This window comes from Streptomyces anthophorae (genome assembly GCF_049310305.1).
Classification (GTDB): domain Bacteria; phylum Actinomycetota; class Actinomycetes; order Streptomycetales; family Streptomycetaceae; genus Streptomyces.
Genome location: NZ_JBLWQQ010000001.1, coordinates 5,894,099 through 5,906,312, shown reverse-complemented (window position 1 = coordinate 5,906,312; position 12,214 = coordinate 5,894,099). Strand labels below are relative to the sequence as shown.

The following is a 12,214-nucleotide window of genomic DNA, read 5'->3' as shown; positions in this document are numbered from 1 at the left end:
AAACCGATGGGGCGCAACCGCACAAACCTCATGTCGACTTCCGCGCAAACGGGGTACCTGGAAACACCAAGGAGGAATCGAGTTGAGGGTTTTACGAAATCACAGGGGCCCCACTAAGGTGCCTCAGATGTTCCACACTGCCATCATCCCCACCGGCGCAGTGCGGCCCCCCACGATCTCCCCGAGTTCCTGGTGGGAGGGCCTGTGACCAACTCGCTGCACCCACAGGGCTCGCACCGCACCCCGCTCCCCCCGACCGCGCGGCCCGCCGCGGAGGTCGCCCCCCAGCAGAAAACGGCCCCCGCTCCGGCCGACACCCCCAAGCCCAAGCAGCGCGACGCGTTCTTCGACAACGCCAAATACCTGGCCATCGTCTTCGTCGCGATGGGCCATTCCTGGGAGCCGCTGACCGACGGCAGCCGTACCGCCGAAGCGCTGTACGAGATCGTCTACACGTTCCACATGCCGGCGTTCATCATCATCTCCGGCTATTTCTCGCGCAGCTTCGACATGCGGCCCGACCGCCTGCGGCGCCTCATCACCGGCGTCGCCGTGCCATATGTGATCTTCGAGGTCGCGTACAGCATCTTCAAGAAGTACGCGGACAACGACCCGGCGCACCCGATCAGCCTGCTCGACCCGTGGTTCCTGACCTGGTTCCTCGTCGCGCTGTTCATCTGGCGGCTCACCACTCCGCTGTGGAAGATCGTCCGCTGGCCGATCCCGCTCTCCATCGCCATCGCCGTGCTCGCGGCGGTCTCCCCCGACATCGGCGACGACCTGGACCTCCAGCGGGTGCTTCAGTTCCTGCCGTTCTTCGTGCTCGGCCTGTTCCTGAAGCCGGAGCACTTCCAGCTCGTACGGCGGCGCGAGGTGCGGATCCTGTCCGTGCCGATCGGCGTGTGCGCCTTCCTGCTCGCCTACTGGGCGGCTCCGCGCATGACGTCGGTGTGGTTCTACCACCGCGACAGCGCTCAGGAGCTGGGCGTCCCGTGGTGGGTCGGCGTCGTCATGACGCTCGCCCTGTTCGGCTGCTCGATCGTGCTCACCGCGTGCTTCTTCGCGTGGGTGCCGGGCCGCAGGACGTGGTTCACGGTGCTCGGCGCCGGGACGCTGTACGGCTATCTGCTGCACGGGTTCCTGGCGAAGGGTTCCCGGTTCTGGGGCTGGTTCGACGCGGACTGGACGCACACCCCGTACGGCGAGGTCGCCGTCACGCTCATCGCGGGCGCGGTCGTCACCGCCCTGTGCACGCCACCCGTGCAACGGGCCTTCCGCTTCGCCATGGAGCCGAGGATGCCGTGGGCGTTCAAGAAGGACGCCACCGAGACGGCACGGGCCAGGCAGCGCGCCTGACGTGGTTCGGGTAAGGGTGGGACCGGGGACGAACCCGCCCACCCTTACCCGAACCCGCATCACGAGGAGTCCCGGCCTCATGCAGATCGATCTCAACGGGCGCACCGCCCTGGTCACCGGATCCACCCAGGGCATCGGCGCCGCCATCGCGACGGGCCTCGCCCGCTCCGGGGCCCGCGTGGGCGTCAACGGCCGTACCCGGGAGCGCGTCGACGAGGCCGTGTCCCGGATCCGCGCCGAGGCGCCCGGCGCGGACCTGGTCCCGGTCGCGGCCGACGTCACCACCGAGGACGGCCTGCGGGACGCCGCCGCGGCGCTCCCCCACGTCGACATCCTGGTCAACAACCTGGGCATCTTCGGCTCCGCCGACCCGCTGGAGATCACCGACGAGGAGTGGCGCCGCTACTTCGAGGTGAACGTGCTGGCCGCGGTCCGCCTCATCCGCCACTACCTGCCCGGCATGACCGAGCGCGGCTGGGGCCGGATCCAGAACATCGCGAGCGACTCGGCCGTGGTGATCCCCGCCGAGATGATCCACTACGGGATGTCCAAGACGGCGCTGCTCTCCGTGACCCGCGGCTTCGCGAAGCAGGCCGCCGGCAGCGGTGTGACCGTCAACTCCGTCATCGCGGGCCCCACCCACACGGGCGGCGTCGAGGACTTCGTCTACGAACTGGTCGACCGCGATCTGCCCTGGGACGAGGCGCAGCGGGCCTTCATGCGCGAGCACCGTCCGCAGTCCCTGCTGCAACGGCTCATCGAGCCCGAGGAGATCGCGAACATGGTGGTCTACCTGGCCTCCGACCTGTCGAGCGCCACGACGGGCGGCGCCCTGCGGGTGGACGGCGGGTACGTGGACTCGATCCTGCCGTAGGGCCCCGCAAGGCCCCGCGCACAAGCTAAGAGAGCCCCAGCAGCGCGCGCATCCTCGCGTACTTGCTGGTCAGTCGATTCCGGGTCGGCTCGTCGAGGACGGCGAGGCGGCCCGGATCCGCGTTGTGGGCCAGGTCCGCCTCCTTGACCAGGCGGGCGCCGGGGGTGGCGAGGATGCGCTGGGCGTACGCCTCCGGGGGCTCGCCCTCGCGCTTGGTCAGCGCGCGGACGACCGCCTTCGCCTCCGCCGGGAGCGGGGCCGCGTCCAGCCACTCCTCCGTGAGCGCGTTGTCCTCGATCGCGTCGTGCAGCCAGGCCGCGGCGATCTGGGCCTCGGTGCCTCCCCTGGCGCGGGTGCCTTCGGCCACGGCCGCCAGATGCTCCGCGTACGGGCGGCCCGCCTTGTCCTTCTGGCCCTGGTGGGCCTGCCGCGCGAGGGCCTCGACTTCCGTCAGCGTGAGCATGTCGCAGAGCCTCCCACGCGGCCCCCGCACGCGCTCGGGACTTTGGACCCAGGTCGTTTGGTAAGCTAAGTATTGACGTTTTCTTGACGCTCTCTTGACCAAAGCCTCCAGTCTGTCCTGACGGCGGGGCTTCAAGACCAAGGAGGAACGGGCCCATCGGACACGCAGACACCTTGATCGCCATGGGCGGCGCCTTTCTGGCCGCCGCCGTCCTCGCCCGCCTGGGCGGGCGCATAGGACTCCCCACCATCCCCCTGTTCATCCTGGCCGGAATACTCCTCGGCCCTCACACGCCGGGCGTCGTGCTGCTCTCCGACCCGCACGACCTGGAGATGCTCTCCGCGCTCGGCCTCGTACTGCTGCTCTTCTATCTCGGCCTCGAGTTCCACATGGACGACCTCAAGACCGGCGGCCGCAAGATGGCCGTCGCCGGAGGGACGTACCTCGCGTTGAACGTCGGCGCCGGCCTCGGTTTCGGATTCGCCCTCGGCTGGGGCACATCCGAGGCTCTGGTCCTCGCCGGGGTGCTCGGCATCTCGTCGTCCGCGATCGTCACCAAGGTCCTCGTCGACACCGGCAGGCTCGGCAACCCCGAGACCAAGCCGATCCTCGGCATCATCGTGGTCGAGGACATCTTCCTCGCCCTGTACCTGGCCGCCCTGCAACCGATCCTGTCCGGCGCGGACTCGCTGTCGGCCGCCGTGCTCGACGGCGGCAAGGCCTTCGGGTTCCTGCTGCTGCTCGCGCTCGCGGCGCGGTTCGGCACACGGATCGTCGGCATGCTCTTCAACACCAAGGACGACGAACTCCTCGTCATCTCCTTCCTCGGTGCCGCGGTGTTCGTGGCGGGGGTCTCCGAGTGGTTCGGGGTCGCCGACGCCATCGGGGCGTTCATGGTCGGCCTGATGCTCGGCTCGACCGCCTCCGGCGAGCGGATCCGCACGCTGGTGCACCCGCTGCGGGACGCCTTCGGAGCGATCTTCTTCTTCGGGTTCGGGCTCTCCATCGACCCCGGCGACCTGCCGTCCGTGCTGTGGCCCGTGCTCGCCGCGGTCGCGCTGACGCTCGTCATGAACGTCCTCGCGGGGATCGGCGGGGCGAAGATCTACGGGTTCGGGGCCGGGCCCGCCGCGAACATCTCGACCACCTTGCTGGCGCGCGGCGAGTTCGCCCTGATCCTCGCCACGATGGCCGCGGGCGCGGGGCTCGACGAACGCCTCTCGCCGTTCATCGCGGGCTACGTGCTGCTGCTCGCGGTGCTCGGCCCGATGGCCGCGGGCCGCTCCGCGTGGCTGGCCCGGATCCTGCCGATCAAGGAGCGGGCGCCGTTGCTCGAGGAGCCACGCGTCGGCGCCGGGGTGTAGGGCGCCTCAGGCGTCCCGGCAGATCAGCAGCAGGGCCCGGTCGTCGTTGACGTCCTTGGCCACCGCCTCGATGAGGTGCCAGGCCGCACCGTGGAAGCCGCCGGTCACATACCGGTCGGCTTCCCCGGTGAGGCGGTCGATGCCCTCGCTGATGTCCCGGTCGGAGGTCTCCACGAGGCCGTCCGTGAACAGCATCAGCACGTCACCGGGGCGCAGCGTCCCCTTCGTGGCGTCGAACTCGGCCCCGTCGTAGACGCCGAGGAGCGGGCCCTCGGCCGCCTTCTCCTCCCAGCGCCCGGTGCCCGCGCTGAGCTGGAGGCCCGGCGGGTGGCCCGCGGAGTACAGCTCGTAGTCCCCCGATTCGAGGTCCAGGACGAGGTGGATCGAGGTCGCGAAGCCCTCGTCCCAGTCCTGGCGGAGCAGATAGCCGTTGGCCGCGGGCAGGAAGGCGTGCGGCGGCAGCGAACCGAGCAGCCCGCTGAAGGCGCCGGCCAGCAGCAGCGCGCGCGAGGCCGCGTCCATGCCCTTGCCGGACACATCGGTGAGGACGACCTCAAGCGTGCGGCCGTTGTTCGTGCGGGCCGCGACGACGAAGTCACCGGAGAACGACTGGCCGCCCGCCGGGCGCAGCGCCATCTCGCGGTGCCAGCCCGGCGGCAGCTTGGGCAGCCGGCTCTGTGTACGGATCCGCTCGCGCAGGTCGAAGAGCATCGTTCCGCCGCGCCGCCAGGGCACGCCGACCCGGCTGCGGAACTGGGCGATGAGCAGGCCGAAGAAGCCGCAGGCCGCGACCGTCAGCACGGTGCCGGGCGTGACCCCGGCCGAGCGCTGCGTGTACGGGCCGAGCTGGAACGACTCCACGATCAGCGCCGCGGCGGCCGCCGCGTACAGACCGAGCAGGCTGGCCGGGCGCAGCAGCAGGCCGCCCGCGACGATCGGCAGGACGAGGACGGCGGGCGCGCACCACACGGGGTTCAGGATGGTGGCGAAGGCGATCACGGGGACGGTGATGAGCAGCCCGACCAGCGCGATCCAGTCCGAGCCGTCACCGCGGAAGTAGTCCACCCCGGATTTGCGCACGGCTGTGCGGACCCGGTGCACACGCATCCTCAACCGGGCCGGGAACGTATCGGCTTCCGCGCGCTGTCCGCGCCCGCGCCGCTCTCGTCGTACCGCCATTGTTCGTGGACCTTATCCACCGGGTCCGGGGCTGTGCACGGGAGGTCCCACTTGTCCCCCTTTCCGGGCACGCCCGTCAGCCCCCGTACAGGAGGGAAAATCCCTCGCCCGTCGCTGCCCGCCCTGGTAGGGATGGCGTATGGCGACCGATCTGCGCACCTTGCACGACAGCGAGTGGGACGACTGGTACGGGAAGCTGGAGCGGGCCTTCGGAGGGATCGCCGAGGCGCCGGAGGAACGCGGCCTGTACCGGGAGCTGACCTCCATCGACCGCTCGATCGGCGTCTGGGACGGCGACGAGTGCGTGGGCACGGCGGGCGCCTTCCCGTTCCGCGTCTCGGTGCCCGGCGGGGCCTTCGTGGCAGCGGCGGGCGTGACCATGGTCAGCGTCGCCGCGACGCACCGCAGGCGCGGCATCCTGACCCAGATGATGCGCCGTCAACTCGACGACGTACGAGGGTGGGGCGAGCCCCTCGCGGTGCTCACGGCGTCCGAGCCCGTGATCTACGGACGGTTCGGCTACGGGACCGGGACCCGCAAGGCGACGGTGCGCATCGAGTCGCGGCGGGTGGGCGTCGACGCGCCCGCGGAGGCCGACGACGTGCGGCTGCGGTACGCGGACCCGGCGCAGGCCGCCGAGCGCTGCGAGGCCGTGTATCTGCGGACCGTGGGGACGCGGCCGGGGATGCTCGGGCGGCTGCCCGGCTGGGAGCGGCTGTCGCTGCTCGACCCGGAGCGGGACCGGGGCGGGGCCTCGCCGTTGCAGTGCGTGGTCGCCGAACTGGGCGGGGAGATGGTCGGGTTCGCGCGATTCCACGTGAAGCCGGAGTCCGAGCACGGTCTTGACCGCAGCACCGTCCAGGTGCGCGAGGTGACCGCGGTCGAGCCCGCGGCGTACGCGGCGCTGTGGCGGTTCCTGTGCAGCATCGACCTCACCGAGACCGTGGAGTGCGGCAACCTGCCGGTGGACGATCCGCTGTTCTCGCTGGTCTCCGACATCCGGCGGTGCGAGGTACGGGTGCGGGACTCGATGCACGTACGCCTGGTGGAGGTGGGCGAGGCACTCGAAGCGCGTACGTATCTGGCGCCCGTGGACGTCGTGTTCGAGGTGCGGGACGCCTTCTGCCCCTGGAACGAGGGGCGTTGGCGGCTCACGGGTGACGCGAAGGGCGGCGCGTCCTGCAAGCGGACCGAGGACCCGGCCGATCTCGCCCTCTCCGTACGGGAGTTGGGAGCCGCCTACCTCGGCGACGCGTCACTGCTCGAGCTGGCCGGGGCCGGGCGGGTGCGGGAGCTGCGGCCGGGGTCGCTCACGGAGGCGTCGGTGGCGTTCGGGTCGACCGTCGCACCCTGGCTGCCGCACGGGTTCTAGTACGTGCCCGGCGGCTGGCAGGTGGGGCACCAGAAGAGGTTGCGGGCCGCCAGTTCCGCCGTGCGGATCTCGGTGCCGCACAGGTGGCAGGGCTGGGGTGCGCGCCGGTAGACGTAGACCTCGCCGCCGTGGTCGTCGACGCGCGGCGGGCGGTTCATCGCCTCGGGGGTGTGCTCGGGGCGGACGGTGTCGATGCGGTTGGCGCGGACGCCGTCGTGCATCAGCGCCACCAAGTCGTCCCAGATGGCGTGCAGTTGGGGCTCGGTGAGGTTCTTGCCCGGGGTGTACGGGTCGATGCCGTGCCGGAAGAGGACCTCGGCGCGGTAGACGTTGCCGACGCCCGAGATGACCTTCTGGTCCATGAGGAGCGCGGCGATGGTGGTGCGGCTGCGGGAGATCCGCGCGTAGGCCCTGGCGGGGTCCTCGGCGGGGCGCAGCGGGTCCGGGCCGAGGCGGTCGTGTATCGCCTGCTTCTCGGCGTCCGTGATGAGGGCGCAGGTGGTGGGGCCGCGGAGGTCCGCGTAGTGGGTGTCGTTCGCCAGGCGGAGGCGGACGGTGTCCGTGGGGGGCGGGGCGGGGGTGGAGCCGAAGGTGTACTTGCCGAAGAGGCCGAGGTGGATGTGGACCCAGTGCTCCGCGGGGAACCCGAGGAAGAGGTGCTTGCCGTGGGCCTCGGTGCGGGTGAGTTCTTGACCGGTGAGGAGCGCTGCGGCGTCGGAGAACTTGCCCTGGGGGCTGGTGACGGTGACCTTGCGGTCGGCGAATTTCTCGGCGTGGTCCTGGGCGAGCCGGTGAATGGTGTGACCCTCGGGCACGCCGGTTCCTTTCAGCCGATCGTGGTTGACGCCTCGGGGCTCCGCCCCGGACCCCGCGCCTCAAACGCCGGCGGGGCTGGAAAAGATCGGGGCTCCGCCCCGGACCCCGCTGCTCAATCGCCGCAGGGGCTTGAAATACGCACCCGTATCGCCGGCGGAGCTTGAAAATCAAGCCCCGCCGGCGCAACCACGGGGCAGGTGCAGCCCCGGAGGGGGTCAGTCCTGCTGCGGGTGGTGGGGCGGGATCGCGGGGAGGACGCCCGACACCTCGTAGGCCGACAGCATGTCGATGCGGCGCTGGTGGCGCTCCTCGTTGGAGTACGGCGTCGCCAGGAAGATCTCGACGAACTTCGTCGCCTCCTCCTCCGTGTGCATCCGCCCACCGATGGAGATCACGTTCGCGTTGTTGTGCTCACGGCCCAGCGCGGCGGTCTGCTCGCTCCAGGCGAGGGCCGCACGGACGCCCTTCACCTTGTTCGCGGCGATCTGCTCACCGTTGCCGGAGCCGCCGATCACGATGCCGAGGGCGTCGGGGTCCGCCGCCGTCCGCTCCGCGGCGCGGAGGCAGAACGGCGGGTAGTCGTCCTGGGCGTCGTAGATGTGGGGCCCACAGTCGACGGGCTCGTGGCCGTGGGCCTTGAGCCATTCGACCAGGTGGTTCTTGAGTTCGTAGCCGGCATGATCCGAGCCGAGGTACACGCGCATGGGTCCGAGTGTGGCACGAGGCGGGCCGGGTAGCCGCCTCCGGGTGCCCGCCGGGGCGCCGGTCGTGGCCTTGACAACAATCCGGACTCAAAGCTTCCGAACCGGCCGCCCGGGTGCATTGAATGCGAGCGCACGTTTACCGCAAACGTAAGGACCCGTGCATGACCACGCAGTCGCCCCCCACCACTGGGGCCTCCTCCGGCACGCCGCCCACCGGCGGCGACGGAGACGGACTCAAGGCAGGGCTGAAGAACCGGCACCTGTCCATGATCGCCATCGGCGGCGTCATCGGAGCCGGTCTGTTCGTCGGCTCCGGCTCCGGCATCGCGGCCGCAGGACCGGCCATCCTCGTCTCGTACGCCCTCGTCGGCGCGATGGTCGTCTTCGTGATGCGGATGCTGGGCGAGATGGCCGCCGCACGGCCGTCGTCCGGCTCCTTCTCCGCCTACGCCGACCAGGCGCTCGGCCGCTGGGCCGGCTTCTCCATCGGCTGGCTGTACTGGTTCTTCTGGGTCGTGGTGCTCGCCGTGGAGGCGACCGCCGGCGCGAAGATCCTCAACGGCTGGATACCGGGCGTCCCCCAGTGGGGGTGGGCGCTGATCGTGATGGTCGTGCTGACCGTCGTGAACCTGGCGGCCGTGGGCTCCTACGGAGAGTTCGAGTTCTGGTTCGCCGGGATCAAGGTCGTCGCGATCGCGGCGTTCGTGATCGTGGGCATGCTCGCCGTGTTCGGCGTGCTGCCGGGCTCCGACAACCCGGGCGCCGGGTTCGCGCACCTCACCGATGCCGGTGGATTCTTCCCGAAGGGGCCCGGAGCGATCCTCACCGGTGTGCTGATGGTCGTCTTCTCCTTCATGGGCTCCGAGATCGTCACGCTCGCCGCCGGTGAGTCCGAGGACCCGCAGAAGGCCGTCACCAAGGCCACGAACTCCGTGATCTGGCGCATCGGCATCTTCTACCTGGGCTCGATCTTCGTGGTCCTCACGCTGCTGCCGTGGAACGACCCGTCGATCACCAAGGACGGCAGCTACGTCGCCGCGCTGAACTCCATCGGCATCCCGCACGCCGGGCAGGTCATGGACGTCATCGTGCTGACGGCCGTGCTGTCGTGCCTGAACTCCGGGCTCTACACCGCTTCCCGGATGGCCTTCTCGCTGGGGCAGCGCGGGGACGCGCCGAAGGCGTTCGCGAAGACCACGTCGCGCGGTGTGCCGCGGGTCGCGATCCTCGGGTCCGTCGTGTTCGGGTTCCTCGCCGTCTGGTTCAACTACCAGTGGCCGGACACCGTCTTCAACTTCCTGTTGAACTCCTCCGGAGCCGTCGCGCTGTTCGTGTGGCTCGTCATCTGCTTCACGCAGCTGAAGATGCGCGGGATGATCCTCCGGGACCAGCCGGAGAAGCTCGTCGTCAAGATGTGGCTGTTCCCGTATCTGACGTGGGCGACGATCGCGATGATCTCGTTCGTTCTCGTGTACATGCTGACGGATGACGCGGGGCGGGAGCAGGTTCTGCTTTCCCTGCTCGTCGCGGCGTTCGTCGTCGGGTTCGCGCTCGTTCGCGAGAAGGTGCAGCGGGCGAAGGCGTAGGTGTTTCGGTGGTCCGGGGTTGGCGTCGCGGGGCGCCGCCCCGGCCCCCGTGCCTCAATCGCCGGCGGGGCTTGATCTGCCGGATGGGGTGAACGTCGACTTCACCTTTTCGTACGTTGCCTTCGCCCGTTCCTCCACCTCCGGGCGGTACCACGTCCCCACCTGGTAGGAGCGGCTGCCGCGGTCGAAGCCGAGGAGTTCCGCGTGCCAGCGGGCGCCCTTGAGGGTGAAGAGGTACTCCCAGACCACCGCGGGGCGGCCGCGGAACGTGGTGCGGCTCAGGCGGAGCTTCTTGTAGTCCTGGCCCTGGTGGGCGGCGCGTTCGGACTTCTGCCACGTCGCCAGGAGATCGTCCTTCGCGAGGGCCGACTGGGCGACGAGTTCCTGGGTCCCGTCCGGTGACGTGTAGTGCACCTCGGACGCCGTCTTCACGACCCGCTCCCAGCCCTTCGGCGGCACCCAGGCGTACCCCGCCTCCCGCCGCGCGCCCGCCGGAAGGCTCTCGGTGGGCGGCCTGGACGTGCCCTCGACGGTCGGCGGGCGGGACGTCGTCGGTGCCGGGCCGCCGGCCCGCGGGTCCCCGTTCGGCAGCGTGAGGGCGAGGGACACCGCGAGGCCCACGGCCAGCACTCCCCCGCCCGCGACGAGGGCCGTCCTGCGGCGGTTCGCCCGACGCGGCCGCGGCGGCGCGGATTCCGGGCGGCGCACACCGATGTCGAGGGTGTGGGTCCTGGGCTGCGGCGCCCCGGAGGGCTTCGGGGGCTCGGCGGGGGCCAGTGCCCCGGTCACCGTGTCGACGTCGGGGCGGTCCCGCGGCTCCTTCGCCAGCAGGCCCGCGAGGAGCGGGCCGAGGCGGCCCGCCTCGGGCGGCAGCCGCGGCTCCTCGTAAAGGACGGCGTGCAGGGTCGCGAGGGTCGTCTCCCGGGAGAACGGCGAGCTGCCGCCGAGGGCCGCGCAGAGCGTCGCCCCGAGGGACCACAGGTCCGACGGCGGGCCCTGCGGGCGGCCCGCGACCCGCTCCGGAGCCATGTAGTCCGGCGAGCCGACCAGCATCCCCACCATGGTGAGCGCCTTGGCGTCCTGGATCGCGGCGATGCCGAAGTCGGTGAGCATGACGCGGCGCCGCCCCACGCGCTCGATCAGTACGTTGCCGGGCTTGATGTCCCGGTGCAGCACGCCGCCCGCGTGCACCTGGCGCAGCGCCCCTGCCAGGCTCAGCCCGATCCGCTCGACCTCGTCGGGCGGCAGCGGCCCGTCCTCGACGAGGACCTGTTCCAGGGAGCGGCCGTCGACCAGCTCCATGACGATCCACAGGCGTTCGCCCTCGTCGACGACGTCGTAGACGCGCACCACCCCGGGGTGGTCGATGCGGGCGGTGGCGCGGGCCTCGCGCAGCGTGCGCTCGCGGCGGGTGCGGGCGTCCTCGGGGTCGAGACCGTCGATGCGCATTTCCTTGACGGCGACCCGGCGGTCGAGCATTTCGTCCACCGCGCGCCACACGCGCCCCATTCCGCCCTGGCCTATCGATTCGTCCAGGCGGTAGCGGGACGCCACCAGTAATCCCTGGACGCCTCCACTCGCATTCCCAGGCAATCGACTGCACCCCCGAAACACAGAGAATCACGAATTCGACGCTTCGCGCCGCCCCAGCATAGTGCGGAGAAATCTTGTGGTACCTCTTCAAGTGCCGCGAATTCGGCCGCGGTTGGGGGTAGCCGAAAGACCGAGGGGGACGACGAGTATGGGTTCACGACGTCAGATCAAAATCGCCGGGTCGCTGTGCGCAGCCGCCGCGACGGCGTTCATGGTGCTGCCGGGCGCCGCGCTCGCGGACGACGGGCCTGGTCCGGGCAGCGGCGAGGGCGGGAAGCAGGTGGACGCGGCGCCCTCGGGGGTGAAGCTGACCACGACGCTGCCGGAGAAGATCTCGGCCGACAACTCGACCGGGCAGACACGGAATCTGGTCGCGAGCGTCGGCAATCAGGGAAGCAAGGGCAGCGGGCCGGTGATCCTGGCCGTCGTGGGGTTCGACGGGCTCGTGGTGAAGGATGTGCCGAACTGCACGGCGATACCGGAGAACAAGCTGCCGAAGGGATCCAACAGCGGATTCTCCTGCGCCATCGAAAATCTCGCGGCGGGAAAGTCGAAGTCGTACAAGGTCGCCGCGACATTCGATCTCGACAAGACCGGGAGGATCTGTCTGCCGGTACAGAGCGGGGACACGAAGAAGACGTTCTGGCAGCAGGGCCCGGTGCCGTTCGGCACGACGAGCCCCTCGCCGAACGCGCCGGTCACTCCGCTGCTGCTCGGCACCGAGAACAAGCCGGCCGCCCCTGCCGGAGACTCCGGGGACAAGGGCGGCGACAAGGGGACCGGGGACTTGCCCTCGACCGGCGTCGGTGACGCCGTGCTGCCGCTGGGCGCGGTCGGCGCGGCGCTGCTCGCGGCCGGCGGGGCGGGCCTGTGGTGGACCCGCCGCACCGAGCCGGGCGCGCGCTAG

11 protein-coding genes are annotated in these 12,214 nt (G+C 70.6%); 6 read left to right on the top strand and 5 right to left on the bottom strand.

Annotated features, from left to right (window positions below; genetic code table 11):
- The first annotated feature begins 204 nt into the window (after window positions 1-204).
- Together ACNYS0_RS26775 and ACNYS0_RS26770 are read left to right on the top strand one after the other, a co-directional pair.
- On the top strand, window positions 205-1,356 hold the full coding sequence (locus ACNYS0_RS26775) for an acyltransferase family protein (protein WP_422477002.1): 1,152 nt from the start codon (window positions 205-207) through the stop codon (window positions 1,354-1,356).
- 79 nt (window positions 1,357-1,435) lie between these two features.
- Window positions 1,436-2,230 (top strand): SDR family NAD(P)-dependent oxidoreductase, encoded by a 795-nt coding sequence (locus tag ACNYS0_RS26770; RefSeq protein WP_422477001.1) that lies wholly within the window; start codon window positions 1,436-1,438, stop codon window positions 2,228-2,230.
- 25 nt (window positions 2,231-2,255) lie between these two features.
- Here ACNYS0_RS26770 and ACNYS0_RS26765 read toward each other — a convergent pair whose 3' ends face one another.
- Entirely contained in the window at window positions 2,256-2,693 is a 438-nt protein-coding gene (locus ACNYS0_RS26765) for an HD domain-containing protein (protein ID WP_422477000.1), read from the bottom strand.
- A 182-nt stretch (window positions 2,694-2,875) separates the two neighbouring features.
- Here ACNYS0_RS26765 and ACNYS0_RS26760 point away from each other — a divergent pair, with 182 nt between their 5' ends.
- Entirely contained in the window at window positions 2,876-4,057 is a 1,182-nt protein-coding gene (locus ACNYS0_RS26760; RefSeq protein WP_422476999.1) for a cation:proton antiporter, read from the top strand.
- 6 nt (window positions 4,058-4,063) lie between these two features.
- Here ACNYS0_RS26760 and ACNYS0_RS26755 read toward each other — a convergent pair whose 3' ends face one another.
- A complete protein-coding gene (locus ACNYS0_RS26755) occupies window positions 4,064-5,236 on the bottom strand; it encodes a SpoIIE family protein phosphatase (RefSeq protein ID WP_422476998.1) in 1,173 nt (390 codons plus the stop codon).
- Window positions 5,237-5,375: 139 nt separating this feature from the next.
- On the opposite strand from ACNYS0_RS26755, the gene ACNYS0_RS26750 reads away from it, so the two are divergent.
- Complete coding sequence (locus tag ACNYS0_RS26750; RefSeq protein ID WP_422476997.1) at window positions 5,376-6,608, top strand: GNAT family N-acetyltransferase; 1,233 nt, start codon at window positions 5,376-5,378, stop codon at window positions 6,606-6,608.
- Here ACNYS0_RS26750 and ACNYS0_RS26745 read toward each other — a convergent pair.
- A complete protein-coding gene (locus ACNYS0_RS26745) occupies window positions 6,605-7,423 on the bottom strand; it encodes an Fpg/Nei family DNA glycosylase (protein ID WP_422476996.1) in 819 nt (272 codons plus the stop codon). The two genes, ACNYS0_RS26750 and ACNYS0_RS26745, sit on opposite strands and share 4 nt — an antisense overlap.
- 216 nt (window positions 7,424-7,639) lie before the next feature.
- Entirely contained in the window at window positions 7,640-8,128 is a 489-nt protein-coding gene (locus tag ACNYS0_RS26740; RefSeq protein WP_422476995.1) for a ribose-5-phosphate isomerase, read from the bottom strand.
- Between the two features lie 161 nt (window positions 8,129-8,289).
- Between ACNYS0_RS26740 and ACNYS0_RS26735 the strand changes: the two genes are divergently transcribed.
- Entirely contained in the window at window positions 8,290-9,714 is a 1,425-nt protein-coding gene (locus ACNYS0_RS26735; RefSeq protein ID WP_422476994.1) for an amino acid permease, read from the top strand.
- Between the two features lie 54 nt (window positions 9,715-9,768).
- On the opposite strand, the gene ACNYS0_RS26730 is transcribed toward ACNYS0_RS26735, so the two are convergent.
- The gene (locus ACNYS0_RS26730) at window positions 9,769-11,268 is read right to left on the bottom strand and encodes a protein kinase domain-containing protein (RefSeq protein WP_422476993.1); all 1,500 of its coding nucleotides are present in this window, start codon (window positions 11,266-11,268) and stop codon (window positions 9,769-9,771) included.
- Between the two features lie 187 nt (window positions 11,269-11,455).
- Here ACNYS0_RS26730 and ACNYS0_RS26725 point away from each other — a divergent pair, with 187 nt between their 5' ends.
- The gene (locus ACNYS0_RS26725; RefSeq protein ID WP_422476992.1) at window positions 11,456-12,214 is read left to right on the top strand and encodes an LPXTG cell wall anchor domain-containing protein; all 759 of its coding nucleotides are present in this window, start codon (window positions 11,456-11,458) and stop codon (window positions 12,212-12,214) included.

Coding starts and splice junctions, on each gene's coding strand:
- ACNYS0_RS26770 (WP_422477001.1), top strand. CDS start 1,436: ATGCAGATCGATCTCAACGGGCGCACCGCCCTGGTCACCGGATCCACC.
- ACNYS0_RS26765 (WP_422477000.1), bottom strand. CDS start 2,693: ATGCTCACGCTGACGGAAGTCGAGGCCCTCGCGCGGCAGGCCCACCAG.
- ACNYS0_RS26760 (WP_422476999.1), top strand. CDS start 2,876: ATGGGCGGCGCCTTTCTGGCCGCCGCCGTCCTCGCCCGCCTGGGCGGG.
- ACNYS0_RS26755 (WP_422476998.1), bottom strand. CDS start 5,236: ATGGCGGTACGACGAGAGCGGCGCGGGCGCGGACAGCGCGCGGAAGCC.
- ACNYS0_RS26750 (WP_422476997.1), top strand. CDS start 5,376: ATGGCGACCGATCTGCGCACCTTGCACGACAGCGAGTGGGACGACTGG.
- ACNYS0_RS26740 (WP_422476995.1), bottom strand. CDS start 8,128: ATGCGCGTGTACCTCGGCTCGGATCATGCCGGCTACGAACTCAAGAAC.
- ACNYS0_RS26735 (WP_422476994.1), top strand. CDS start 8,290: ATGACCACGCAGTCGCCCCCCACCACTGGGGCCTCCTCCGGCACGCCG.
- ACNYS0_RS26725 (WP_422476992.1), top strand. CDS start 11,456: ATGGGTTCACGACGTCAGATCAAAATCGCCGGGTCGCTGTGCGCAGCC.